The organism is Microbulbifer maximicatervae (SeqCode), from assembly GCF_052467615.1.
Map to the genome: position 1 here is coordinate 3,791,913 of NZ_CP174319.1, position 24,650 is coordinate 3,816,562.

The following is a 24,650-nucleotide window of genomic DNA, read 5'->3' on the forward strand; positions in this document are numbered from 1 at the left end:
GCAGTGAATCACTGCTGTATATAGGAATCGAGTCACCAGGGATAAAATAATGGGATCAGCAGGCGACATGGAAAGTCGCAATGGCGATAAAAAAACGCCAGGAAGATGGATCTCCCTGCTTTCTCCGATTCCTCCGGCCATTGTCGCCTTGTCATTGCTTTTTCACCTGCCTGATATTTCCGCAGGTAGAGAGTTTTCCTTTGGCGTTAATTGGGTTCCAGAGCTGGGCGTATCCCTACGCTTCTATATCGATGGCCTCAGCTTCTTATTTGCCTTATTAATCAGCGGTATTGGATTTTTTATCACCATTTACGCCGCTGAGTATTTACGCGGCAATCCACTATTGCGACGTTTCTTCCTCTATCTCTATCTCTTTATGGTCGGAATGCTGGGTTTGGTATTGGCATCCGATCTCATTACTTTATTTGTGTTTTGGGAAGTGACGACAGTCGCAAGCTACCTCCTGATTGGCTTTAACCACTCCAGTGCTGTTGCACGACGCTCAGCTTTGCAAGCCTTACTAGTAACTGCCTTAGGGGGACTTTGCTTACTAACTGCTTTCCTATTAATGGGAGAGATTATCGATAGCTATGATCTTGAAGAATTGTTAATTAAAGGGGAACAGATTAAATCCAGTTCACTGTATCTTCCTATCTTGATACTGGTACTTATCGGAGCATTCTCAAAGTCGGCACAGCTGCCCTTCCATTTTTGGTTGCCCAATGCCATGGCGGCGCCAACACCGGTGAGCGCATATCTACATTCCGCCACTATGGTCAAAGCCGGTATTTACCTTCTTGCGCGCCTACATCCGGTACTGGCTCACACTGAATACTGGGAGTGGATTTTAACCTGCACCGGTATTGCCACTGCCGCAGTAGCGGCATTGGCCGCCCTGCGTCAAACAGACCTGAAACTGGCCCTCGCTTATACCACCGTTATTGCCCTCGGCACTATCACCATGTTTCTGGGTTCTGATGCTTCAGCTGCCGTCGCCGCTGCAATTACTTTCTTGCTGGTTCACTCTTTTTATAAAGCCGCACTGTTTATGGTGGTGGGCATTATCGATCGGCAGACAGGTACCCGGGATTTAACTAGGTTGCACGGTCTGGCGAAATTATTGCCCTTTGCTTTTATAGCTGCACTGGCTTCAGCCCTATCCATGGCAGGATTCCCGCCGTTTCTTGGATTTATTGGTAAAGAACTTAAATATGAAGGTGCACTGGCGGTCGCTTCAGAGCCCGCACTGGTGGGCACAGCAGCAATTTTTGCCAATGCGGTTACGGTGACAGTAGCCGGCATGGTGGCCATCAAACCCTTCTTTGGCCCTCCCCCCAAAGATGCCAGTCGTATTCGCTGGGCACCCCCCGGTTTGTGGATAAGCCCACTGGTTTTAAGTGCCTTCGGCCTCACATTTGGTTTGGCCCCGGACTTAGTCGGTGGCGGACTGGTGGAACCGGCACTGACAGCGATACTTGGCCTTCCGGAAACCATCGACCTAAAACTCTGGCACGGTATTAACATTCCGCTCCTGATGAGCATTCTTACTTTTGTGCTCGGGGTGATTATGTATGTCAATTTAAAACGTATGCGTGCCTGGTTAAACTGGGACTTTACCCATGCGCCAACTAGCGCCGATTTACTGTGGGATAAATCCTTAGAGCTATTAAAAGCTTTTGCCGCACTGCAAACACGCATATTGCAAAATGGAATTATGCGTCGTTATCTCACAGTCATTTTTGTTACGCTCTCGATGGCCCTTTTTTATGCCTTTGTTCATACCGGCCACTTCTCACTGGAATACACTGCGCCACGACTTAATTTAAAAGAGTGGGCAGCCATACTGCTGACGGTAGGAGGTACATTTACTGCGGGTTTTGCGCGTAAACCTCTGACCGCCATTTGCGCTCTCGGCGCTCTCGGTGTGGGTATCGCTCTAATTTATCTCTTCTTTGGTGCACCGGATGTGGCCATTACACAGATTCTGGTGGAAACACTCTACTTGGTATTAATTGCTGCGATTCTTCCACGTCTGCCGGTATTTACTCCCGGCAAGAAGGAAGGCTTTCGTCCAAGGGATGCATTGCTCGGTGCCACAGTTGGCCTTTTATTTACCATTAGCATTCTGGTGGTTCTGCAAACCCCATTCGAGAGCCCAGTGAGTGAATTTTACAAGGAAGCTGCTGTACCCGAGGCTCATGGGCGCAATATCGTCAATGTCATTCTGGTGGACTTCCGGGCCCTGGATACTTTCGGGGAGATTATTGTGGTGTTTACCGCAGCTGTCGCTGCGGTGACTTTACTCGGTCATCATTTAAGACGGGGCAAGCAGTGAATTCTATTATCCTACAGACAGCGACCCGTGTGTTGGTAGCCCTGATCTTGGTCTTCTCCATTTATATGCTGTTGCGTGGACACAATTATCCCGGAGGCGGATTTATTGCTGGATTAATTGCCGCTTCAGCTTTTGCCTTATTTGCCATGGCTTGGGGTATGGAGGCGGCACAAAGTGCTCTGCGCATACCTCCAGGGACTCTCGCCGCCTGGGGAGTTGTCATCGCCGGATTATCTGGATTGATGGCTCTATTTTGGGGAGACGGTCCCTTTTCCGGGCAGTGGTTCGCGTTGGTAGGCAGCAAGGAAGATGGCGGAATCATTATCAGCAATCTTTTGTTTTTTGATATTGGGGTTTACCTGACAGTACTTGGAGCCGTTCTCACACTCATTTTTGCCTTGGAAGAGGCCAGTTGATATGGAGTCTCCCCTCGCCGTTGTCGTCGGTATTCTGATTGCTACCGGCGTATATTTGATGCTTGCCCGCCATCTCTTGCACTATCTATTTGGCTTGGTACTAATTAGCAATGCCGCCAACCTGGCAATTTTTATCGCCGGGCGGTTGACTCGCGCCTCACCACCCCTGGTACCCGAGGGCCAGGAAGCCCCACAAATTATCGTTGCCAACCCCCTACCCCAGGCCCTGATCCTAACTGCGATCGTAATTGGCTTCGGCCTGCTGGCCTTTGCCCTGGCCCTGATCGCCCAGGCTTACCGTGAGCTGGGTACATTGGATGTGGATAGCATGCGTATTGCCGAGCCTGTGAAACCCAAGAGGAAGAAGACCACTTGAGTTGGTTATTGGCCCTGCCATTCCTAATCCCTATCGCCACGGCGTTAATCACATTTCCCGCTCGAGGCCGTAGATACCTTTGCTCTGGTATTTCGATATTGGGGTGCCTTACCGCCCTTTGCATTAACCTTTATATTCTTGTCCTGGTAGAAAGCCAGGGCCCTCAAGCTGGGCAAATGGGAGACTGGCAGGCTCCCTTCGGAATCACATTGGTCGCCGATCGGCTCAGTGCGGTAATGCTGTTGATCAGTGCCATCGTGGGTCTGTGTGTCTCTCTATTTGCCATTTCAGATATCAGTGAGAAGCGGGTGAAACTTGGCTTTCACAGTTTCTTTCAACTGCTGTTGGCCGGTGTCAGCGGTAGCTTTATCACCGGCGACTTATTTAATTTGTATGTGTGGTTTGAGGTGATGCTGATTGCCTCTTTCGCACTGCTGGTGCTGGGAGGTGAAAAAATACAGCTGGACGGTGGCATCAAGTATGTAGCATTAAACCTTGTATCCACGCTGTTGATGCTGACCTCTATTGGGTTGCTTTATGGACTCACCGGCACCCTTAATATGGCACAGCTGCATATTTCTCTGGTCGAAGTACAAAATCCCGTCGCGATTTCAACATTGGCAGTTATTTTTATCTGCGCTTTTGGAATTAAGGCGGCAATATTTCCACTCTTTTTCTGGTTGCCCGCTTCATACCATGTTCCACCTGTCGCTGTAACCGCTGTATTTGCCGGTCTTCTGACCAAAGTCGGCGTCTATGCGCTAATTCGCACCTTTACTTTAATATTTCCCAATGATTTGGAATTCACCCGGGATATCTTATTGGGAGCAGCATTACTCACCATGCTGACGGGTGTTTTGGGCGCAGCAGCACAGTACGAATTCCGCAAGATACTCGCATTCCATATCATCAGCCAGATTGGATTCCTGGTATTGGGATTAGCACTGAACAGCCCTTTAGCATTGGCCGGATCTGTGTTCTACATGGTCCACAATATTGTGGCAAAGACAAATTTATTCCTGATTAGCGGTACTGCACAGCGCCTTACTGGCAGTTATGAGCTCAATGAAATTGGTGGTTTATATCGCGCCAGCCCACTTCTCTCTACTTTCTTTTTTATCGCCGCATTTAGCTTAGCGGGGTTCCCACCATTATCTGGATTCTGGGCGAAACTGCTATTAGTTAAAGCAAGTCTCGACCAGGCCGCCTATATCGTCGCTGCAGTCGCATTGATTACCGGGGCGCTTACCCTGTTTTCAATGAGTAAAATATGGGCAGAGGCATTCTGGAAGCCACACCCCCAGGAGCACTGCAAAAATTTATATAGCCTCAGCGGCGCAGAGCGCTTCCAGCGGCTGTTACCAGTCGCGTTACTGGCATTAATCACTTTGGCTTTGGGGTTGGTGCCCGAGCCTTTTATCGAATATTCCCTGGGGGCTGCCGGAGAGTTATTGGAGCCTGATGATTACCTGAACGCCGTGTTACCAGGTACCACTCATTAACTTTGGGATGGATAAATAGAAATGCGTATTTTTCTATTAAATTTATTGCTCGCGATCAGTTGGTCGGCCCTGACCGGCAATGCTTCCATGGCAAATTTTTTCTTTGGTTTTCTGATCGGATTTCTGGCGCTGCGAGTCTCACCTATATTACCCGGGGCACAGACTTATTTTACCCGCTTGCCCCGTTTGGCTCATTTATTCTTTTTCTTTATCGAGGAGCTTGTTTTATCCAGCCTGCGTGCCGCCTACGAAGTCTTTTCGCCCCGCTTGCAAAGCCGGCCCCTGGTAGTACGACTACCCATGGAGAGGCTCGATAGAAACCAGATTTTTATTCTCACTAACTTAATTTCGCTGACACCGGGCACTATGGTATTGGATGTCACACCCAACAATGATGCCTTAATCGTACATACTATGTTTGTCAGTGATCCAGAAACCTTTCGCGAGGAGATTAGGGAGGGATTTGAGAAACGGGTTAAGGAGGCCGTTTCCTGATGTTTCTCACAATTATCGATATTCATTCGCCACTGGTCACAGTAGCAATCAATATTGCCTCCTTTCTATTGTTACTCGCCCTGGTGATGTGCTTCCTGCGTATCGCTTTGGGCCCCACCTTAGCAGACAGGGTTGTCGCCCTGGATGTTCTCAATATTTTGGCGGTAGCCTACTGTGCACTACTGGCAATTGCCTCGGGACAGCCCGTGTATCTGGACGCTGCCATCGCCCTGGCCCTGGTCGCATTTTTAGTGAGTGTGGCCTTTGCCCGTTTTATTGAAAAAAGCGGCTCGCGCACAGTCACCCACAGCCATAGGGATCGTGATGACATTTGATGAAATTTTTATCGCTTTGATAATTCTGGTGGGCAGTTTTTTTGGGTTCAGCGCCGCTTTGGGCTTGCTGCGAATGCCGGACTTTTACACTCGAATGAGTACATCGGGAAAAGGGGCTACGGTGTGTTGCGGATTATTGCTAGCGGGCGTAGCAATTCTTTTTAGTGACGCTCAGGTGACAGCCAGGGCCATTGCCGCCATTTTATTCTTATTACTTACAGTGCCAATCGGTGTCCATATGATTGCCCGGGCGGCTTATCGAGCCGGCACTCCCATGTGGCGGGGTACCGGCTACAAACTCAAGTTCAAGAACCCGATGCGCAATATTCAGTAAGCACTAAATCTTTTCGCCGTAAAGTTCTTCAATCATATTTTCGCTGCGCTGGCGCAGGTGCTCCATATCCGGGTCCTGTAAAATGACATGACCCATTTTGCGCCCAGGGCGAAGTGCTTTGCCGTACAGCCAAACACCATCGTTATCCTGCTTCGGAGCTACATCAACCCCCAACATATTGACCATCGCAACCGGCACCGGACAGGCAGTATCGCCCAGGGGCATATCCAGTATCGCGCGGATATGATTGGCAAATTGGCTGGCCTCAGGGCCGACAAAGGTCCAGTGACCGCTGTTGTGAACTCGCGGTGCCACTTCGTTGACAATCAGGCCGCTCTCACTGACAAAACACTCAACGGCCAATACACCCACATAGTCCCAGTCCTTCAACAGGGTCGCCAGGTAACCCTCTGCGGCCTTGAGCAGCTCCGGGTTGTCGTAGGGAGCGGTGGACAGCAGTAAGGTGCCGTTGCGGTGGCGGTTTTCCGTCAGCGGGTAAGCTTTGATTTCACCGGATGCCGAACGAGCACCGATAATGGAGACTTCACAGGCGAAATTCACCCCAGCCTCAACCACACACTCCTGATCACCAGCTTGGGGAATGGCAGCATCCAAGTCTGCAGCACTCTTCACACACCATTGGTTCTTGCCGTCGTAGCCATTTTCACAGCTCTTAATAAACGCCGGATATCCCAGTTGGTCGACCGCTTCCCGCAGCTCTTTTTCACCCTGTGCTGCTGCGAAAGGTGCAACAGGCAGTCCAGAGTCTGTGAGTGCTCGCTTCTCACGCAAGCGGTGCTGGGCCTTCTCTGTAATATGCGGGTCCGGATATACCGGACAGAAGGGCTGAAATGAGCGCAGCAAATCCACACTCACTTGCTCTCTCTCACTGGTGATCACTTCCGGGCGTCCCAGTGCCTGATATAAGGCCTCAGGATCCTGTCCCGGTTCCATCTCCACGATAGTCCCCAGTCCCTTCACACAGTCCGTGTTTTCACCGGTCTCAGCCAGGAAACTGAACTCCACTCCGAGGGGCTGCCCCTCTTGAGCCATCATCTGTGCCAACTGCCCACAGCCAATAATGGCAACTCGTCTCTTACTCACAACGATCTCCTATCACTCAACCGTGATCGGGACTTGCTCGGTCTGACGCTCACGCCAGGCGATCAGGCGCTTCTGCAATTCCGCATCAGCCAAAGACAACATCTGCGCAGCCATCAAACCTGCATTGTAGGCACCGGAAGCACCGACCGCCTGGGTTGCTACCGCCACACCGCGAGGCATCTGCACAATGGATAACAAGCTGTCCATACCCGTCATAAAACGGCTCTCAACCGGCACTGCGATCACAGGCAGAGGAGTCAAAGCAGCGATCATACCCGGCAGGTGGGCGGAGCCGCCGGCGCCAGCAATAATCACTTCGGTACCGGATTCGTGGGCACGGCTGGCAAATTCAACCATGCGCTGGGGAGTTCTGTGGGCCGAAACCACAGCAGTAGCAAAGGGAACTTCGAGCTCTTCCAGAGGCTTAGTCGCGTTGCTCATGGTGGCCCAATCTGAGCGGGAACCCATTACGATAGTGACTTTTTCAAAGGGAATCGGCTTCACTTGCGATTAACTCCAATATTGAACGAGCGCCAGATAGACGGGAATCGCCACCAGCACATTGAAAGGAAAGGTAACTGCCAGGGACAAAGTGATGGACACACTAGCATTGGCCTGCGGCAGGGCAACGGACATAGCCGCAGGCACAGCGATATAAGAGGCACTGCTACCGAGCACCGCGAGCAGAAAGATACCACCAGGCGACAAACCCAACAAACTCCCCAAGATACCGCCAGCGGCACCGCCAATCAGCGGCATAAAAATGCCGAAGCTGAGCAGGAAAGCACCCTGCCCTCTAACATCGGCCAACCGCGCCGCAGCGACACGCCCCATTTCCAGCAGAAAGAGCGCCAATATGCCATGAAACAGGGTCCCAAACAAAGGCATTACTGAAGCGGTGCGCTCTCCAGCCCAGGCTCCGATAACGATTCCCCCCAGGAGCAACAGTACTCCCTGGTTGCAGGTGACCTCGTGAAATACCCGGCGCTTACTCGAACTGCCCATCGATTGCCGCGCCAACAGCATGCCGACAATGATTGCCGGGACTTCAAGAAGTGCTACAAACAGAGGGAAATACGCTTCGTATTCAATATTCTGTGACTGTAGCAGGGCCACAGCCACCGCGTAGGTGGCAACACTGACAGACCCATAATGCGCCGCCGTTGCCGCCGCATCCACACGTGACCACTTGCCAATCCAGCGCAAGATAGGGAAAGCCACCAGAGGTAACAGAGCACCAAAAGCCACCACCGCCAGGGACTGGGGAACCAGGGTGGCAGCAGAATACGCACTTAAAGCAGCACCACCTTTTAGGCCGATGGCGATTAGCAGGAAGATAACGCAGCTCTGGTAAAGACCTTTGGGTAAACGCAGGTCACTGCGAACCAGCTGGGCAAAGGCGCCCAGCAGAAAGAAACCAACAACAATATCCAACTGCATCTCTATCACTGTCCCCGGCGCAGTCTGGAGCGATTATTGGAGATACGTATGCGTTTCGGGGTTTGCTGCGCCATCAGCCAGTAAGCAGCATTGGCCAGAACCACCACTAAGCCTACAGCCATCAAGGGAACCCCGTTCATACCGGCAAGATTTACTGACAAGCCTGCGCATAAAACTAACAAGCCGACAACCACGCCAAAGAAGAGTTGTGATCTCTGCATTGATAATGCCCCCACTGGTTATTGAAATTGCCGCATTATCGGAATTGCTATTGATAGATAAAAATAGATATTTATTATGTAAACTATAAGCTCAAACCTATATAGGTGATTTTGTGCCCCTAACTCGTGCCCATGCCCGCATTGGAACCGTTCGACAACTGGAGATCCTGCTCTGTGTCTATGAGTTGGGCAATATCAGCGCCGCAGCCAGAAAACTGCACCTAACCCAGCCGAGCGTATCGATGCAGCTGGCCAAACTCTCCGATGCGGTGGGTCTACCTCTGTATTACTCGGTGGGCAGGCAACTGCAATTTACGGAGGCCGGGCAAACCCTGGTAGAAAGTGCCCGAGAAATCCTGAAGAGTTACGAGTATCTGGACCTGAAACTGGCCCAATTGCGAGGGTTGGATACCGGCAGCTTACAACTGGCAGTAGTGACTACCGCCAAATACTTTATCCCCCACCTGATCGGGGAGTTTTATCAGCAGCATCCGCGACTGGATATCCACTTCAGGGTGGGCAACCGCCAACAGATCATTGATTACACTGGTGAGGATGAAGATGACTTCTACGTATTCAGCCACCCTCCAAAGAGCCAGGACCTGGAGCTGGTGGAGTTTCTACCTAACCGCTTACTGGCTATAGCGCCTGAGAACCACCCACTGGCCTCCCGCAAGAAAATCTCCCTGCAAGAATTTGCAGGATGTCAGTTCCTACATCGGGAAGAGGGCTCCGGTACACGCCATGCCATTGAACAATTCCTGCGCAAACGCAATGTAGACCTCAAGCTCCGTATGACCATTGAGAGCAATGAAGCCATTAAGCACGCGGTTATGTCCGGTCTAGGGGTCTCTATATTGTCGGAGCATACCCTGGCATTTGGCGGGCGCGCAGGCTTGTCAATTCTCGATGTCGAAGAGCTTCCCATTGTCACACACTGGTATCTGGCTCGACGCAAATCACGTCCACTATCACCAGCAGCACAGAAGTTCCTGGAATACGCCCGCAATCTGGAAAAAGTGCCACTGGGTAATCTCCCGTAGCCCAGCCTTATCACTGGAAAAGAGGGAAAAAATACACTGCACCCAAGACTCGCAGTGGAAATTTCCCTGTAAACCCGATTAGACACTTATACCCCCAAAGGCACCAAGCGCATTATTCTTTCTCTCCTTATAAATTCCCTTCTCCCTGTAAACCTAGCTAGATAATTTAGGCCTCAAATTTTGAAAAATTCCCTGCGACCTTTTTCAGTCCTGCTACTTTTTGGGGTACTTGGCCCATGCACTGCCAATAATTATCAACCAAAGCCACCTATGGCAGATAAGCAGTTTTGCCTGTGTCCGGATTTTCAGAGATGGATATCGAGATGACCGCAAAAGGAATTAATAAAGGAATTATTACTCTACTTTTCACTCTCTCAGCACTATCGACCCATGCCCAGGATGATTGGCGTGATATCGAATGGGGTGAATTTATTGTTCGTTTTGGCCTGACTTATGTCCAGCCAAACGATGAGGGCACAGCGCTTAAATATAGAGTTTTACAGCAATGGGATTTATACAACAGCAGTTGGCAAATCGACTCGACCCATGCTTGGCAAATATCGGGAGTGTGGCGGCCCAGCGATCGCTGGGGCATAGAATTAATGCATATTAATGGCGCCAGCTATGGTACAAAACTGGATAATTTCACCGGCAACCCTGGGCGAAACCAAATCCAGCTCGGCGACTTTAGCACTACAACGACAATGGTTTTCGGCAACTGGTACTTCTTAGATCCATCCTATCGCGCTCGCCCCTATATCGGTGCAGGAATCAATTACACCAATTTCCACACCGTTGAAATCAGCCGCCAGTTTAACGAATACCTGATAGATTCAGAGCTCTCGGTCGCACCGGGATCATTTAATATGGGGCACTCGTGGGATTGGGGGCTGCAAGCCGGCCTGGATTATATCTTTGATTTCCGCGACTGGAGATATCCTCTACTACTTAACGCATCCGCGATTTATTACCTGGCAGACACCGATGCCACTATCGACTTCCCCACTGAATTGGGCAGGGATCGCCTCTATGCCCATTTTGACTACAACCCCTGGATCATAAATTTCGGGGTGGGTATTAAATTTTAGTTATCGGAACGATTTCATACAGTTGGGCGACAGCGAATACTCTTAAAATTTGAAGTTAAGTCATACTCGAGCTGCGTTGTCCCCAACTATAACTTCGCCGCTAAAAACTTAATCGGTATTACAACTATCTGGCACAATATAAAGGAATAACTGTGTCTCCCCAAAAAACTGGTTTCCAGCTTTCTTCTGTAGGATTCGTAAAAATATTCCTACTCATTATGACGGTTTCTGCACTGCTTATTTTTAGCCGCCATTCTCTAGCACAATGTACCCCCGGCAATAGTGGCACCACTGCCGTAGATGAAATCACCTGTGACGAAGACAATGACCCCGATGGTGCGGACATAGAAACTTATGCCGGCAACGATACCATCATTCTTAACGGTGGAACGGCGGAAAATGTACTTGCGGGAGAGGGAGATGACGAAATTACTATCACGGGAGGAATTGTTACCTTATTTGCCGACGGTGGCGCTGGCAACGATACGATAACTCTCGACGAGCGATCCAGTGATGTAGGGAATTATCTCGGGGGAGGAGGCATTCATGGAGGCGATGGAGATGACACCCTGATTCTACTCGATGGGCTGTCCTTTCACGTCTGGGGAGGAGAAGGAAACGATACCATCACCTTGGATGGAGGGTTCATTTTTAACTACCTGGATGGCGGAAACGGCGATGACTATATCTATTGGGATGAGGGCATCAGTAACGAAATTCGAGGCGGCTCCGGATCAGACACCCTACTGATAGATTCACACTCTTTCGATGGAGATGTCATACTGGATGGTGGTGATGATCTCAGTGCAGATGATGGTGAAGTCGACAATTTAATATTTAAATTGGATTACTCCGTTGATGGGACTCTTCTAAACAACTGGGAAAGAGTCGTTATCTGGGGTAGCTCCAAAATGACATTCACTGGGAGTTTAGCTGTCGGAGGAGGTCTCGATTCGGAAGGAAATTCCCTCGGCCTGGATATTCGCTGGGGTGGGCAGGCATTTTTTGATAGCGACAGTTATGTAATTTCAGGAGATGTATCCAATAGTGGAACCATTGATCTATCCAACAATAGGTTCAACACCCTCACCATAACCAAAGACGATAATGGAAATTATGGGCAATACCGCTCTAATAATGGGCGCCTATGGGTAGACGCCGTCCTTGAAGATGATTTTTCACAGAGCGATCAACTAATTGTGGAAGGAGACAGCTCTGGCACCACCACTATCTCTGTATTTAACCGCTCAGGTAAAGGAAAGCGGACAGAGGGCAATGGTATTAAGGTGGTTTCCGTCAAAGGCGAATCAAATGCACAATTCACTCTGGCAGGAGACTTTGTCAGTAAAGATGATCAGCAGGCAGTGATAGGTGGAGCCTATGCTTACACATTGCACCAGAACGGCGCAGGAGGAAGTGATGATGGCAGCTGGTATTTGCGTTCAACTGTGGATAACTCTTCAGTATTTCCTGAAGGCGGAATGATCCGCTGGCAACCTACTGCAGTACTCTACGAAGCCCTCCCGCAAATTCTCAGAACACTCAATATTCCCTCTTCACTACGCAGCCGCCTGGGCAATCGCTATTGGGTAGGTACAAGCTATTTGGACTTGGCCAGTAGCGAGTATAGCGATGCCCAAGAGCAGGCAATTGATAATCGTGGACTTTGGATCAGGAACTCTGCCCGGCATATTACCCTTGACCCCAATGAATCCAGTACCCGTGCAAACTGGAAACAGACTTACTATCAAGTACAAGTGGGCTTTGATTTACCAATACAAGTCTCCGTATTTGGAAGCCAACTTATTGGCAGCGCCGCTTTACACTACGGCGATTCAAATAACGATGTGAGTTCATTTTTTGGTGATGGCTCAATCGATGCGAGTAACTACGGCGTCAGCGCATTTGTCACCTGGTATGGATTGGATGGCATTTTTATTGATAGTCAACTTAAGCTAAATTGGTTTGACTTTGAAATGGATGCCAAATCACTGCGCGAACTCAATAATAGCGATGAAGCATTTGGTTACGCCTTGTCTATCGAGGGCGGCAAGAGTTTTAAACTGCATGATTACTATTCCTGGACACCCCATGCGCAATTGATTTACACCTCGGAGGAAGCCAACAACTTGCAGGATATCTATGCCGTACAAGCCACAGATATCAATAACAATGGCTTCCTCTTACGCTTGGGAACCATCTTTGAAAAGCGCAAGAGCCAACGTAAGAGTAGTCGCAATATGTATGGCTCAATTCCCCTGGAAAGGTTCTCTCTGTTCGCAACTCCGAGCCTTATTTACAATATCGACCAGAGAACTAATTTACTCGTATCGGAAACCCGACTCAGTCAAAAACCTGACACCTGGTACGGTGAATTGCGCTTGGGCGCAAGCTACGATGAGTGCGGTGATCACTGCTCTATCTATTCAGAAATTTATTACAGCAGCAGTTTGGAAAACCTGGGGAATAGTTTTTCCGGAGGCCTGGAATTAGGATTTCGTTATAAGTGGTAGCAATTTGAGATTAAACTGAAAGCCAAATATCAACCTTAGAGTGCGACAGCTACATTACCTCTAGATTAAGCAGCGCCTATTCACTCTAACAGTAACTGAGATAAATTATATTCAGAGAATACTCTGCGTATTTTCTTATCGTTACCACACTTTCCCTTTAAATTTTGTTTCTTCAAGCCGCTAGCCTGACACCCAGGGATTGTTAAAAACCTATCCCTCCAGAAACGAACATCTGGCACTCTTGCACAACGGACTCCTTGCCTCATACTCATGGCTTTAAGCCAGATATCATCCGCATTAGGACATAACTCCAAAAACTTATCTTTATTCAGAACATCGGGATGTAAAGAGCCGGGATAATATAAAACACCCCCAACTCCAGTAGGAAAAACACGATAAGAAGGTTTGATATTAATATTGCACTTCCAAGTTTCCCGCGTTGTCCTCCATTTATTGTAAGGTAATACATTGCCTTTTTTATCAACACCTATCCTGTGAGCTCGATGACAAAAAATATGTGACGGGAACTTTAAATATGACTGATACAGCATATCGATGGTATCCACCGGGTAGAGGATATCGTCATCCACCGTGATTATCAGGCTATCAGGAAATTTTTGAAGCGTGTAATAATACTTTGTGTAAGGTCCTAGATCTTCATCAACAAATTCAATTCTCAACCCACGATCCACCTGCCTCATTAAAATATTGGGCAACATATAATCTGGAAATTCTTTGGTCGATAGCCAAAGTACAATTAAATCCGCCTTTAGCGACTGCTGAAATAAACTCTCGATACACAAATGGATATCATGGATTCGCTTTCCATAACTAGTCAGAGAAACAACAATACTGTGTTTAGCCGCATTACCTACCCCAGAATCATTACCACTGAGGGTCGACTGCTCCAATATTCTCTTCCAGACCAGAGCATCTAATTTTAGGTTGTTGTTGATTGTATTTTTCTTGCTGCGCTTCGCCGTAAAACCCTTGAACATATTGACTTTACAATCTGGGGTTGAGACAACTCAATGCCTGGTTTTAGACATATACCTAAAAAGGACATTCAGTAATCCGTGGCCGCACATTAGAATTATTGAAATTCATAGTGCAGTAACAGAAATTGGTATAGGCGAGCTCAATTTTCCAAGATCGACCACACCCTCAATAGTAAAGGTATGGTCTAGTTTTCGGTAAATGCAACGTTTACTACCCTACTTCACCTGCTCCTTCCGTCTCAGAGGCCAGTTTTTTCGTTGCACCACGGCGACCATATAACGCCAAAAGAACGCCAGATGGGAACATCAATACACCGTAAACTGCTGAGGGCACTGACATCTCACTCGAGTGTAAGAGCGTGAGAGTTACCATCATTCCGATGGTACTGTTTTTAATACCGAGTTCCGTTGCAACCGCAACCCCCTCCCGCTTTGGCAGGCCAGCAACCCGGCTGATAAGAAGCCCCAATAGCACACCACAGAGATTCAATAGAATGACCGAGGGTCCAGCTTGAACCATCAAGTCTGCAAGGCGATCGCGAATTCCCCAGATAAGGCCTGCTACCAGTGCAAGCAATACAACCCCGCCAAAAATACTGACTATTCCCTCTGCGCGGCGAGCCAGGTGCGGTCTCCAGGCACGAAATAGCATCCCTATCACAACAGGCAAGAGGACAATACTGGATAACATCACCACTGTACTGGCGAATGGCAGAGTTATAGTCTGGTCAGCGCCGAAATAAGTTCGAAGCGCATAATTTGCGAAAAGCGGTAAACTGGCAATTGTAATCAGGCTGGCAGAAACTGTTAATACAATAGAAAGCGCCACGTTGCCGCGAGCCATCAAGGTAAACAGGTTCGATGTTGTGCCTCCCGGACAGGCGGCAATAATGACTAGGCCAACAGCAATGGCCGGTGGTAGATTTAATCCCCAGCAGAGGCCAATTGCTATAGCTGGCATCAGGAGAATTTGGGTAAAAGTTCCGATAATAAGGCCAATGGGCTTTACCGTTACCTGATGGAAATCCCTGGCAGTTAGGGTCATCCCTATTCCCACCATGATAATAAACAGCGAGATAGGCAAGCCGATCGAAATAAGAGGACCTGATTCCATGATTTTCTCCAGTATCAGTCACTGTAAGAAAAATACCCGACCAAAATCAACTCCCAGAATAAAGCTGGCACTGGAGATGGATAACGAAATCAAGGCAGAAACTTCACTGCCAGGGGACTTATTTCGACATCGGTAATTCGCTGATTTTTTTGGTGCTCGGATCGATTCTTATAAGTGTAATTATTATTTTTAGTTCAGATGGTAAAGCAATCATAGATGATTTCACCAATCTGTCTGGTATTTTAGCAATATACAGAAGTTTAATGACTCAGGAAATGATACAGAAGGCCATGATTTCCTCCCTGAAAAGCGGACAGGTAGATAATTGGGACAACTTAATGTGGTCCGTGGGAAGTTCGGATATTCCCACTAGCGAGGGCTCCGTTACAGCTTTTAGTGCAGCTAACCAACTCCCCTGGCTTCTACCCACGCGACGAAAGTCCCTATTGGAATACTTTTCCTGCCCGAAAGTAAAAGATGTACTTTCCCCTGAACTGGATAATTACCTGCACGAACTCAACCTCAACAAACCCAACAACCGCTTGGGCACTTACTTTGAAAGGCTCTGGTCATTTGCCTTTGACAAACATCCCGACTACCAGCTGCTCTACCAAAACCTCCCTCTAAGGTCCGGCGGCAAGACACTGGGGGAACTCGACTTCGTCGTGCAACACCTGCCCAGCAACCAGTGTGAACACTGGGAAATTGCCGTAAAGTTTTATCTCCAGGTTACCGATATCCATTGGGTGGGGCCTGGAATCAAGGACCGACTGGATATCAAACTGGCAAGAATGGCAGATCATCAACTGCCACTGATTAAAATGCCGGCAGTTCAATCAATGCTGAAAGAGCACGGCCTAGAGATAGATCGCCAGTGGGCGCTAATGCCTGGGAGGCTATTCAAACCGCTGGATACACTTCACCGGCCCTCCAGTCATGATCTTTGGTGGGTATCGTTATCCGAGTTTCGATCACTCTCCCTGAGCCAGGCAAACCGCGGTGCTCTCGAGTGGCTGGCACTCCCCAAGCAAGCCTGGCTGGCGCCTCAGAGCAGCACCACCGGCATGACTGCCGATCAATTGCTAGAGGCACTGCTGCCCGAAAGTTTTACCCACCCCCTGTGCATCGCCGCCGTCGATAAAAATGGCGAAGCCTGCAGAGGCTTTATCGTGCCCGACAACTGGTACCAAAGAGCCAAAAGTAGCTTGAGCATATAACCCCGGCTGCGCCAGCCTCTCCCCAGATCAGAATCCGGGAGCCTCTCGCTTGCCTCACATTATTTTCTAAATTGGTGATTGACATAGATCAATTTACATTTACAATTTTCAGAAATTTCTGAAACTTAAGAAGTAAATGAAACTATCGAGTCAAGCCCAGGCATTCGTACTGCACTTTGGTGAAATGGGTAGCCGCTGGGGATTCAATCGCACTGTGGGACAAATGTTTGCCCTACTCACCATTCATCCCACGCCGCTCAATGCCGAGCAATTGGCCCAGGCACTGAAGATCAGTCGTGGCAATGTCAGTATGGGGCTCAAAGAGCTACAGGCCTGGCGCTTGGTTGAGCTGCACCATCAACCGGGCGATCGCAAAGATTATTTCACTGCAGCTGGGTCAATCTGGGACCTCGCTCGCACTGTCTTCGAAGAGCGCCGCAAGCGAGAGCTCGACCCTACATTAAGTCTGCTTCGCCAGCTGCTGCTCAATGAGCCCCAAGATGAGCTGGATGCCCAGGCACAGGAAAAAATCCAGGAAGTTTACAGCTTGCTGGAGCTACTCGAAGAATTTGCCAACACACTCAGCAAGCTAGAACACCAGGACCTGCTTAAATTGATGAAGCTAGGCTCCGGTATCGTCAAGCTACTGGAACTCAAAAGTAAGATGACAGGTGGACAGAACACCTCAAACTAGCGAAAAAAACGCTAGCACGAGGAATATACCGCTGCACTCAAAGCGAAATAACACCTTCATCTGAAGCACTTATTCCGGGGAGAAACCCATAGGGCCAAATCCATGGCTAAAAGCCCCGGCATATTTTTAATCCAGCAGCCCATAGTGCTGGATTAAAAACGGCACAAGGCCGTGCCGCTGCCGATCCAAAGTCGGCTCCTGCAGGATTGTATACGCGGGAACACACACCTGCCTCTATATTTTCTTGCAGTGCCGATTAGCACAGGAGGTGCTAATCGGCTCACTGGTTCAAAGATCTCAGACCAGCAGAGGCTCTCATGCTAGATACCCTGATCCTTTCCAGGATACAGTTTGCCGCAAATATCAGCTTTCATATTCTATTTCCAACAATCACCATTGCACTCGCGTGGATCGTTTTCTTTTTTAAATTACGCTACGACCAAACTAATAACCCGGTCTGGATGCGCGCATATCGTTTTTGGGTAAAAGTCTTTGCCCTGACATTTGCTCTCGGCGTAGTGAGTGGCATCACCATGTCATTCCAGTTCGGAACAAACTGGCCCGGCTTTATGGCCCAGGTCGGCAATATCGCCGGCCCGCTTCTCGGATACGAAGTACTTACTGCATTCTTTCTCGAAGCAACCTTTCTCGGCATTATGCTGTTTGGCATTAATAAGGTGCCAAGCAAAATACATACTTTATCTGCCTTTATTGTGGCAACAGGAACCACTCTATCCGCTTTTTGGATTATTGCTCTCAACTCCTGGATGCAAACACCTGCCGGATTCGATTTACGGGATGGAGTCGCCTACCCGGCAAGCTGGATGGAAATTATCTTTAACGCCTCTTTCCCCTACCGACTTACACATATGCTGCTGGCTTCGGGTTTGACGGCATCTTTCTTTGTTGCGGGGATTTCCGCTTATCGGATTCTTAAAGGAGACCCCAAACGCGCGCCCCGGCTCGCCCTTAAAACAGGACTGATTCTCGCTGCCATCTTTATTCCGATTCAAATCTATGTGGGTGACTTACACGGACTCAACACTTTTGAGCACCAACCGCAAAAAGTCGCCGCAATGGAGGGAGTCTGGGAAACAGAGCGCGGTGCGCCCCTGCTGTTATTTGCGATACCCGATGGAGAAGAAAAAACCAACCATTTGGCGATCGGCATTCCCAAGATGGCCAGCCTTATCCTAACCCATGAGTGGGATGGTGAGATCAAGGGAATAAATGAATTCCCCGATAATCACCCACCGGTAGCCCCCGTATTTTTCGCCTTCCGCATTATGGTCGGCATAGGAATATTGATGCTGCTAACCGCTTGGGGAGGGGTCTATCTATTGCGTAAAGGTGAGCTGCCTCGCTGGATGCTCAAAACCTTGGTCGCAATGACATTCTCCGGCTGGATAGCCACTTTGGCCGGTTGGTATGTCACAGAAATTGGACGCCAACCCTGGCTCGTAACAGGAGTACTGAAAACCGTCGACGCTGTTACTCCAGTACCACCTTCTCATGTCGGTTTTTCCCTAACCCTTTATCTGGTTGTTTACGTGATATTGCTCTATGCGTACATAAGAACCCTGAAAGTGATGGCCCTGAAGTCTGTAAAAGTCGAGGAGTTTGAAACTCAGGAACTATTCGCCGGCACTAGCTTAACCAACCGCCCAAAAGATACCGAGAAAAATGACAAGGGAGAAGGCAAATGACCGGTAGCGCTTCTGCAGCGGCCTATTGGCTGCCTGTCGCCTTTGTCGCCCTTATGGGCCTGGCGGTAATAGTCTACGCAATTCTGGATGGCTACGATCTTGGTGTGGGCATTTTGCTCCCCATGGGAGAAGAGGAGGAATCGCAGCGGGATACCATGATCGCATCCATTGGCCCCTTTTGGGATGCCAACGAAACCTGGCTGGTGCTGGCAATCGGTTTGCTCCTGATTGCATTCCCAATCGCACACAACCTGGTGTTAATGCATCTATATATACCAGCTGCGATTATGCTAGTCGGGCTAATCATGCGAGGAGTGGCATTCGACTTTCGTGCCAAGGCTGCCATCGACAAAAAGCTAACCTGGGATCGAACCTTTAAAGCGGGGTCTATTATTACCAGCCTTGCGCAGGGGTACATGCTGGGGCAGTACGTGATTGGCTTTAAGCCCGACTGGTCTGCACAGCTTTTTTCAGCGCTCAGCGCTCTGGGAGTTACCGCCGCATATGCCTATATTGGCGGCGCCTGGCTGGTTCTTAAAACCGAGTCGGAGCTGCAAAAACGAGCGACTACGTGGACCCGTTACGCAGGGCGGGCCACCCTGCTTGGGGTGATTGCAGTATCGGCCATCAATCCACTGGTAAACCCAACCGTATTCGACCGATGGTTTACCTACCCTCTGGTTATGTTTGTACTACTCGTCCCCACCCTGTGCTTTATCGCCTTTGTCTCCAATGATGTTCTGCTGGCGAGAATGCCTAAGCCTGCAGATAGACATAAAGCGGTTCCTTTTTTCACGGTCGTCGTTATTTTCCTGATGTGCTTTATCGGCCTGGCCTTCAGCTTTTTCCCTGATATTGTTCCCGGCCAACTAAATATTTGGCAGGCAGCCAGTGCCACCGCCTCATTAAAATTTATTCTTGTGGGTGCGGTAATAGTGGTTCCCGTCATCCTCGCCTATACCGTTTTCTCTTATTACGTCTTCCGAGGAAAGGCGACAGAGCTACATTATCACTAGCTGCATTTCCATTCGGCTGGCAGAAATACCTGTTAGCCGAATTTAATTAATTAAGATGGAACTACCCCACAAATCAAACAAGTTCTTCTTGCTCGCCCGAATTTGGTACGATTATAATAATCAATTCCAAAAGACAATTTTTTACATGGAAGTAAAGCGTATGCTAGCCCATGGCCAGTACCGCTTGTCTAAAGGGGGAGGTAGTTTGAACCAAATCGATCGACGAGCAATCAGCCGGCGCGACACCGCCAGTCCGCGCAAACCACAACGCAAAAATGGTCGGGAGAAGTATGAAAAGCTTCTTGACGCCCTTGAAGTATTAATTACTGAACAAGACTCTACGGATATTAGCCTCGCAAACCTTAGTCAGGTTGCAGGTGTTCCAGCAGCGTCTGTTTATCATTTCTTCCCAAGTGTAGATGCCAGCTTAACCGCCCTGGCCGAGCGTCACTATAAGTCTTTCGGTGACGTAGTATTGGGCCATTCGGATTTTTCTCCGTCAGAAAGCTGGCAGGATATGCTTAATCAGCTGTGCGACCTTGTGCGCGGCTACTATGAAGAGAATCTCGCGGCACTAAAAGTACATTTTGGACCTCAGTCCAGTTGGGCATTACGCCAACTACAAATGGAAAACAATTGGCGCCTGGCAGATACTCTGATCAAGAACCTGTCTCGGGAGTTTGAGTTACCACCCTCTCAGGATTGGCGAGACCGGTTTATGTGTGCCATCAACATTAACGACTCTTTCTGCTCCCAGTCTTATTCCCGCTTTGGGAAAATAACAGAAGACTCCGCAGCAGAGGGGAAGCGGGCCGCTGCAGCCTACTTAAAACTCTACCTCGGTGAGCTTTTGCAGAGGCGCCAATTGCGCTTTGCCCCACTGGAGGCTTCGGCCTAAGCCCAGTAGCAGAACCGCTAACAAAAAAGCCCGACAAGTAATTGTCGGGCTTTTTTGTGCCCGTCATTTCCACCCAGCCCTCTGTTTAAGCCTCACCTGACTAACAATTACCAATAATCAAAAAAAAGAGGGTAAAAAATATTTGCTAATAAAATAGCTTCAACTTTTATATATATCAAATGGCTATATACAGACTTATATTAACTTCACTTTATAACTATGTTGATTAAGGGAAGCAGCGCTAGAATTGCATTTTTGTGACTGGCAAGACTGAACCTACACTTCATTAACTAATATCGATTGTGGAGGTCCCTTATGCCCATTGCTTCACACGAGCTCTCGGTGGATTTCCCAGAATATGCAGACACAATCAAGCAGCTCATCGAAGACGATATTCAATTCAAACTTGAAAACGACATCTACAGCAAACTGGATAAACAAATAAGAGGCCTTCAGGATAGTGGTATTGGCACCGACGACGATCACTATTCCAGCCTCAAAAAACAGAGAGCCTACTTAAAACAGCACCTCTATAACCGCATTACTTCAGTGATTACACATCACTAAAGTACGCGTTAACAGTTGCTCGTAGCAGCACTAGCGGTCACTGCAGTTGCTGAAAGGGCACGCAGCCTAAAAGAGCTTGGCCTATGCAACTGTACTTGACCTTTTCCTCCCCCTTTGCGCGCAAGGCGCGCATTGTTGTGCAAGAACAGCGCCTGCACTCTGTGGTAACAGAGCATTTCTCTCACCCCTTTCACAATGACGACGAACTTATTTCCAGCAACCCCTTGGGAAAAGTCCCCTGTCTAACCCTGGATAATGGCTCCTCGATCATTGACAGCGAAGTCATCTGTGCATTTCTTGATAAAAGCTTAGGGGATGGTCACTTATCTGCACCACTGGACAACAATTGGGATCTGTATACTTTTCACAGTATCAGCTCTGGATTAATGGACGCAGCAGTGCATCTGCAAATGGAAAAGCTGCGCGCACGGGAAGAACTCAGGTCTGATTTTTGGTGGCAGCGCTACTTCAGTGCTATTGAGAGATCTCTAGATTACCTGGAAAAGCACCTGGATCGATTACCCGCCAGTCTTAGCTTGCCACATATTAACTTGTGCTCAGCACTATCCTATCTTGATTTTCGCCATGAAGATTTTGACTGGAGAAGTGACCACCCGAAACTTATGGCCATATCGGAAGATTTGGAGAAAAGTGAAAGCCTGAATAAGTGTCAGCTGCATGAGTAGTTACAGAATGCCGAATACCAACAAGAATAAGTTATCCCGCTATTTTTTCTGAACAGGTCAAAATACTGAGTAGTACACTATTGGGTCAGGCGGAAAGGAGACTCTACAACTGAGACTCGCTGTGATTATATCTCGGTAAGCTCGGAATCGGCATTCATCCTTTATGCGTTACTACAGCGCAGCGCATTCCTCATTTTTTAGGCGCCGTGACTCCATCAGCAGAATGTAGTCTATTTTAATTAATATAAATGCCACACTTTTTTACTAGCCTAAACCCTTTTGGAATACTCCCATGGCCAAACAACCGAAGAGTACTCTTTGGATAATTCTGCACAGCGTGGCCATTGTTGCAGTTTTATGTAGTCTGCTAACGGGGCTCCGTATCTCCACCTTGACTAAGCCAAGTATTGGAAATATCGAAGAACTTTTACCCCAGGGACAGATTCATGATATTCACTTCTTTGTCGCAATTGTTACTTCAACCATCCTTCTCTGTTACTTATTCTATAAAGTAACAATTAAATTAAAAAATACAAACTCATCCAGCGAAGCTAATAAAACATCAATTAGCTACCATAGAGTAGTAACACGCATTGGCTCATTTTTTTTAACACTCATGATCTTAAGTGGCTGGATTTTATTTATTGGTTCCGGCAATCCTTCTATCTTTCGCCAGGCACACTTTTATAGTGCTTTTGCGATCTTACTCTATATATTCCTTCACGCTGGCGTTTACCTAACAACCTATGGCCTGAAGACTTTGAGTTATTTACTTCCCAATGCTCGATCGGGCTATCGAACTTCAATTTTTACCTACTTATCTACCGGCTGTATCACTTTATTACTTTGGATTATTGTTACAAATAACAGTTACCACGATCTTACAGTTGAGAAAATAAGTCCGGAAACCTTTATAAACATAGATGGCATCCCCCAAGAATCCGCATGGTCCTCAGCCATATCACTTAAAATCCATACTGACGGAGGTGCTAACTTTATTGATGGTAGCTCAACCGTCAACTTGAGAGCCTTGCATAACCAACAGGAAATATTTTTTCATATCACTTGGGAAGATCCCACTGAAAGCCTGAAACACCTACCACTGAAAAAAATTGGTTCTGGCTGGGAAATACAACAGCAAGGTTTTCAAAATTTTAATGAAACCCGTCACTATGAAGATAAGTTTGCCATCCTGCTTTCCAATTCCTGTGATTTCGGTGCTTCGGGAACCTCTCACCTGGGCCGCAAACCATCAGCACAGTTGCCCGCAAATTGGCATGGCAAGGGCTACCACTACAGCTCATCCGATGAAATACACGATCTCTGGCACTGGAAAGCAGTAAGAACCAATAAAATGCACTTGGCAGATGACAATTATATTGGCAAGCCTGATATTGTAAGGCCAGGAGCTCGCCGCTATACCGCAGGATATCTCCAGGATGGCAAAGAGTCCGGGGCATACTTAATGAACTGGAAGTGGTACTCCTCAAAAAACGTTACACCAAAACGACTACCCAAAAGTCCCTCCAGCCTGACGCCATATCAAAACGAGGATACAAAGAGCGATTGGACTATTTCCTGGTTTGATTACCAGCCATACACGGCTGAAGATGACAATTATCCTATCAATACGATTATGCCTTCAGTCCTCTATACCTCAAATCGCTTTGAGGGAGATCGTGCCGATGTCAGGGCCTATGCTGTTTGGCAGGACGGCCAATGGTCTATGGAGATGGTGCGAAAATTAAATACTGGGTCAGCGTTAGATGTAGAAATAAAAGACGGTATTTGCCTCTGGGTTTCTGCCTTTGATCACTCGCAAATCGCCCACACTCGCCACGCCCTCCCCGTCAAAATCAAGTTGGCAGATCAATAATGTTTGTGCGCATATTTTGGGTATTCATTTTTCCTGTAATCACGGTCTGTGCAGCCATACTGCACCAACCATCACAACCTCTACCAAGGGAATACCACTTAGTTAAAATTGATAAAAATGGGGAGCCTATCGAGGCTTGGGCAGGCCCCTGGTCCTGTATCTGCGACACCGATACAGGGCTTCTTTGGGAAGTTAAAACCGACGATGAAGGAATTCACGATGGAAGGTGGACCTATTCATGGTATCAATATGAAGAGGGTATAGAAAATAATGGAGATTGTTATTTTGAAGAAGAGCGATGTGATACCGAGGACCTGATTCGCAATACCAATCAACAGAAATTGTGTGCAACGCAAAACTGGAGACTCCCCGATATTACAGAGTTACGATCCATTATCCTGCAGGAGAGTAAATCTGGCAGACCTCTAATTGCGACTGAATTTTTCCCGAAAACTCAAAGGGGAGATTACTGGACCCGTAATTTTGACAGGCCTTTATATGGCATCTACCAATACCTGGGAACAGGTGCTGGCGCAATTAATTTTATGAATGCAAAAACCGTCACAATTCCCTACCGAAACGCCGCTTTCGTTCGTTTAGTCTCCAATCATTCAACGGCCTGTAATAAAGATCCACAATAATTCCGGCGCGCCGCACAATTTTTTTTGCGACTAAT

Annotated in this window: 25 protein-coding genes; 19 read left to right on the plus strand and 6 right to left on the minus strand. The window is 48.2% G+C overall.

Annotated elements, in window-relative coordinates; genetic code table 11:
• Positions 1-49 precede the first annotated feature (49 nt).
• The 7 genes from mbhE to mnhG are packed head-to-tail and all read left to right on the plus strand — an operon-like array spanning position 50 to position 5,793.
• Complete coding sequence (mbhE, locus tag ACJJIM_RS16765) at positions 50-2,335, plus strand: hydrogen gas-evolving membrane-bound hydrogenase subunit E (RefSeq protein WP_444911517.1); 2,286 nt, start codon at positions 50-52, stop codon at positions 2,333-2,335.
• Positions 2,332-2,751 (plus strand): Na+/H+ antiporter subunit B, encoded by a 420-nt coding sequence (locus tag ACJJIM_RS16770; protein ID WP_444911518.1) that lies wholly within the window; start codon positions 2,332-2,334, stop codon positions 2,749-2,751. The genes mbhE and ACJJIM_RS16770 overlap by 4 nt, the downstream gene beginning before the upstream one ends.
• A 1-nt stretch (position 2,752) precedes the next feature.
• Positions 2,753-3,127, plus strand: a complete 375-nt coding sequence (locus ACJJIM_RS16775; RefSeq protein WP_444907269.1) for a Na+/H+ antiporter subunit C — start codon at positions 2,753-2,755, stop codon at positions 3,125-3,127.
• Complete coding sequence (locus ACJJIM_RS16780; RefSeq protein WP_444896097.1) at positions 3,124-4,629, plus strand: Na+/H+ antiporter subunit D; 1,506 nt, start codon at positions 3,124-3,126, stop codon at positions 4,627-4,629. The genes ACJJIM_RS16775 and ACJJIM_RS16780 overlap by 4 nt, the downstream gene beginning before the upstream one ends.
• Before the next feature lie 21 nt (positions 4,630-4,650).
• Entirely contained in the window at positions 4,651-5,124 is a 474-nt protein-coding gene (locus ACJJIM_RS16785; RefSeq protein WP_413663317.1) for a Na+/H+ antiporter subunit E, read from the plus strand.
• Positions 5,124-5,459, plus strand: coding sequence for a cation:proton antiporter (locus ACJJIM_RS16790; RefSeq protein WP_444911519.1), 336 nt, complete (start codon positions 5,124-5,126; stop codon positions 5,457-5,459). Before ACJJIM_RS16785 ends, ACJJIM_RS16790 begins: the two co-directional genes overlap by 1 nt.
• On the plus strand, positions 5,449-5,793 hold the full coding sequence (gene mnhG, locus ACJJIM_RS16795) for a monovalent cation/H(+) antiporter subunit G (protein WP_413663319.1): 345 nt from the start codon (positions 5,449-5,451) through the stop codon (positions 5,791-5,793). The genes ACJJIM_RS16790 and mnhG overlap by 11 nt, the downstream gene beginning before the upstream one ends.
• 3 nt (positions 5,794-5,796) lie before the next feature.
• Here the strand turns inward: mnhG and ACJJIM_RS16800 are convergent, their stop codons facing one another.
• From ACJJIM_RS16800 to ACJJIM_RS16815, 4 genes are read right to left on the minus strand one after another with little or no spacing between them, the layout of a single operon-like run.
• The gene (locus tag ACJJIM_RS16800) at positions 5,797-6,897 is read right to left on the minus strand and encodes a 5-(carboxyamino)imidazole ribonucleotide synthase (protein ID WP_444911520.1); all 1,101 of its coding nucleotides are present in this window, start codon (positions 6,895-6,897) and stop codon (positions 5,797-5,799) included.
• A gap of 12 nt (positions 6,898-6,909) precedes the next feature.
• Entirely contained in the window at positions 6,910-7,401 is a 492-nt protein-coding gene (gene purE / locus ACJJIM_RS16805; RefSeq protein WP_282931253.1) for a 5-(carboxyamino)imidazole ribonucleotide mutase, read from the minus strand.
• Positions 7,402-7,407: 6 nt separating this feature from the next.
• Entirely contained in the window at positions 7,408-8,337 is a 930-nt protein-coding gene (locus ACJJIM_RS16810; protein ID WP_282931252.1) for a sodium-dependent bicarbonate transport family permease, read from the minus strand.
• A 5-nt stretch (positions 8,338-8,342) separates the two neighbouring features.
• The gene (locus tag ACJJIM_RS16815) at positions 8,343-8,558 is read right to left on the minus strand and encodes a hypothetical protein (RefSeq protein ID WP_444911521.1); all 216 of its coding nucleotides are present in this window, start codon (positions 8,556-8,558) and stop codon (positions 8,343-8,345) included.
• A 113-nt stretch (positions 8,559-8,671) separates the two neighbouring features.
• Here ACJJIM_RS16815 and ACJJIM_RS16820 point away from each other — a divergent pair, with 113 nt between their 5' ends.
• The 3 genes from ACJJIM_RS16820 to ACJJIM_RS16830 all read left to right on the plus strand — a co-directional run bounded on the left by ACJJIM_RS16820 (position 8,672) and on the right by ACJJIM_RS16830 (position 13,202).
• Entirely contained in the window at positions 8,672-9,601 is a 930-nt protein-coding gene (locus ACJJIM_RS16820) for a LysR family transcriptional regulator (protein ID WP_413663323.1), read from the plus strand.
• Between the two features lie 293 nt (positions 9,602-9,894).
• Positions 9,895-10,689: an OmpW/AlkL family protein gene (locus ACJJIM_RS16825; RefSeq protein ID WP_444896092.1), complete on the plus strand. Its 795-nt coding sequence runs from the start codon at positions 9,895-9,897 to the stop codon at positions 10,687-10,689.
• Positions 10,690-10,841: 152 nt separating this feature from the next.
• Positions 10,842-13,202: an autotransporter family protein gene (locus tag ACJJIM_RS16830; protein WP_444911522.1), complete on the plus strand. Its 2,361-nt coding sequence runs from the start codon at positions 10,842-10,844 to the stop codon at positions 13,200-13,202.
• Positions 13,203-13,282: 80 nt separating this feature from the next.
• Here ACJJIM_RS16830 and ACJJIM_RS16835 read toward each other — a convergent pair whose 3' ends face one another.
• Both ACJJIM_RS16835 and ACJJIM_RS16840 read right to left on the minus strand, forming a co-directional pair.
• Entirely contained in the window at positions 13,283-14,200 is a 918-nt protein-coding gene (locus ACJJIM_RS16835) for a glycosyltransferase family A protein (protein ID WP_444911523.1), read from the minus strand.
• Between the two features lie 211 nt (positions 14,201-14,411).
• Entirely contained in the window at positions 14,412-15,314 is a 903-nt protein-coding gene (locus ACJJIM_RS16840) for a bile acid:sodium symporter family protein (protein WP_444892036.1), read from the minus strand.
• 263 nt (positions 15,315-15,577) lie between these two features.
• On the opposite strand from ACJJIM_RS16840, the gene ACJJIM_RS16845 reads away from it, so the two are divergent.
• The 9 genes from ACJJIM_RS16845 (at position 15,578) to ACJJIM_RS16885 (ending at position 24,615) form a co-directional block, all read left to right on the plus strand.
• Entirely contained in the window at positions 15,578-16,531 is a 954-nt protein-coding gene (locus tag ACJJIM_RS16845) for a DUF1853 family protein (RefSeq protein ID WP_444911524.1), read from the plus strand.
• Between the two features lie 136 nt (positions 16,532-16,667).
• Positions 16,668-17,225 (plus strand): GbsR/MarR family transcriptional regulator, encoded by a 558-nt coding sequence (locus ACJJIM_RS16850; RefSeq protein ID WP_282931244.1) that lies wholly within the window; start codon positions 16,668-16,670, stop codon positions 17,223-17,225.
• A 317-nt stretch (positions 17,226-17,542) separates the two neighbouring features.
• Positions 17,543-18,931, plus strand: coding sequence for a cytochrome ubiquinol oxidase subunit I (locus ACJJIM_RS16855; protein WP_444911525.1), 1,389 nt, complete (start codon positions 17,543-17,545; stop codon positions 18,929-18,931).
• On the plus strand, positions 18,928-19,947 hold the full coding sequence (gene cydB, locus ACJJIM_RS16860; RefSeq protein WP_413663332.1) for a cytochrome d ubiquinol oxidase subunit II: 1,020 nt from the start codon (positions 18,928-18,930) through the stop codon (positions 19,945-19,947). The genes ACJJIM_RS16855 and cydB overlap by 4 nt, the downstream gene beginning before the upstream one ends.
• 145 nt (positions 19,948-20,092) lie before the next feature.
• Positions 20,093-20,845, plus strand: a complete 753-nt coding sequence (locus ACJJIM_RS16865) for a TetR/AcrR family transcriptional regulator (protein WP_444896086.1) — start codon at positions 20,093-20,095, stop codon at positions 20,843-20,845.
• 315 nt (positions 20,846-21,160) lie between these two features.
• Positions 21,161-21,412: a YdcH family protein gene (locus tag ACJJIM_RS16870; RefSeq protein ID WP_282931240.1), complete on the plus strand. Its 252-nt coding sequence runs from the start codon at positions 21,161-21,163 to the stop codon at positions 21,410-21,412.
• An 83-nt stretch (positions 21,413-21,495) separates the two neighbouring features.
• A complete protein-coding gene (locus ACJJIM_RS16875; RefSeq protein ID WP_444911526.1) occupies positions 21,496-22,098 on the plus strand; it encodes a glutathione S-transferase N-terminal domain-containing protein in 603 nt (200 codons plus the stop codon).
• A gap of 292 nt (positions 22,099-22,390) precedes the next feature.
• On the plus strand, positions 22,391-23,974 hold the full coding sequence (locus ACJJIM_RS16880) for an ethylbenzene dehydrogenase-related protein (protein ID WP_444911527.1): 1,584 nt from the start codon (positions 22,391-22,393) through the stop codon (positions 23,972-23,974).
• On the plus strand, positions 23,974-24,615 hold the full coding sequence (locus ACJJIM_RS16885) for an Lcl C-terminal domain-containing protein (RefSeq protein WP_444911528.1): 642 nt from the start codon (positions 23,974-23,976) through the stop codon (positions 24,613-24,615). The genes ACJJIM_RS16880 and ACJJIM_RS16885 overlap by 1 nt, the downstream gene beginning before the upstream one ends.
• Positions 24,616-24,650: the final 35 nt, after the last annotated feature.

What these genes read in the sequence shown, in the direction of transcription:
- ACJJIM_RS16835 (WP_444911523.1), bottom strand. Translation starts at nt 14,200, where the DNA reads ATGTTCAAGGGTTTTACGGCGAAGCGCAGCAAGAAAAATACAATCAAC.
- cydB (WP_413663332.1), top strand. Translation starts at nt 18,928, where the DNA reads ATGACCGGTAGCGCTTCTGCAGCGGCCTATTGGCTGCCTGTCGCCTTT.
- ACJJIM_RS16855 (WP_444911525.1), top strand. Translation starts at nt 17,543, where the DNA reads ATGCTAGATACCCTGATCCTTTCCAGGATACAGTTTGCCGCAAATATC.
- mbhE (WP_444911517.1), top strand. Translation starts at nt 50, where the DNA reads ATGGGATCAGCAGGCGACATGGAAAGTCGCAATGGCGATAAAAAAACG.
- ACJJIM_RS16865 (WP_444896086.1), top strand. Translation starts at nt 20,093, where the DNA reads ATGGAAGTAAAGCGTATGCTAGCCCATGGCCAGTACCGCTTGTCTAAA.
- ACJJIM_RS16775 (WP_444907269.1), top strand. Translation starts at nt 2,753, where the DNA reads ATGGAGTCTCCCCTCGCCGTTGTCGTCGGTATTCTGATTGCTACCGGC.
- ACJJIM_RS16840 (WP_444892036.1), bottom strand. Translation starts at nt 15,314, where the DNA reads ATGGAATCAGGTCCTCTTATTTCGATCGGCTTGCCTATCTCGCTGTTT.
- mnhG (WP_413663319.1), top strand. Translation starts at nt 5,449, where the DNA reads ATGACATTTGATGAAATTTTTATCGCTTTGATAATTCTGGTGGGCAGT.
- ACJJIM_RS16785 (WP_413663317.1), top strand. Translation starts at nt 4,651, where the DNA reads ATGCGTATTTTTCTATTAAATTTATTGCTCGCGATCAGTTGGTCGGCC.
- ACJJIM_RS16845 (WP_444911524.1), top strand. Translation starts at nt 15,578, where the DNA reads ATGACTCAGGAAATGATACAGAAGGCCATGATTTCCTCCCTGAAAAGC.
- ACJJIM_RS16815 (WP_444911521.1), bottom strand. Translation starts at nt 8,558, where the DNA reads ATGCAGAGATCACAACTCTTCTTTGGCGTGGTTGTCGGCTTGTTAGTT.
- ACJJIM_RS16790 (WP_444911519.1), top strand. Translation starts at nt 5,124, where the DNA reads ATGTTTCTCACAATTATCGATATTCATTCGCCACTGGTCACAGTAGCA.
- ACJJIM_RS16810 (WP_282931252.1), bottom strand. Translation starts at nt 8,337, where the DNA reads ATGCAGTTGGATATTGTTGTTGGTTTCTTTCTGCTGGGCGCCTTTGCC.
- ACJJIM_RS16875 (WP_444911526.1), top strand. Translation starts at nt 21,496, where the DNA reads ATGCAACTGTACTTGACCTTTTCCTCCCCCTTTGCGCGCAAGGCGCGC.
- ACJJIM_RS16850 (WP_282931244.1), top strand. Translation starts at nt 16,668, where the DNA reads ATGAAACTATCGAGTCAAGCCCAGGCATTCGTACTGCACTTTGGTGAA.
- ACJJIM_RS16880 (WP_444911527.1), top strand. Translation starts at nt 22,391, where the DNA reads ATGGCCAAACAACCGAAGAGTACTCTTTGGATAATTCTGCACAGCGTG.
- ACJJIM_RS16870 (WP_282931240.1), top strand. Translation starts at nt 21,161, where the DNA reads ATGCCCATTGCTTCACACGAGCTCTCGGTGGATTTCCCAGAATATGCA.
- ACJJIM_RS16885 (WP_444911528.1), top strand. Translation starts at nt 23,974, where the DNA reads ATGTTTGTGCGCATATTTTGGGTATTCATTTTTCCTGTAATCACGGTC.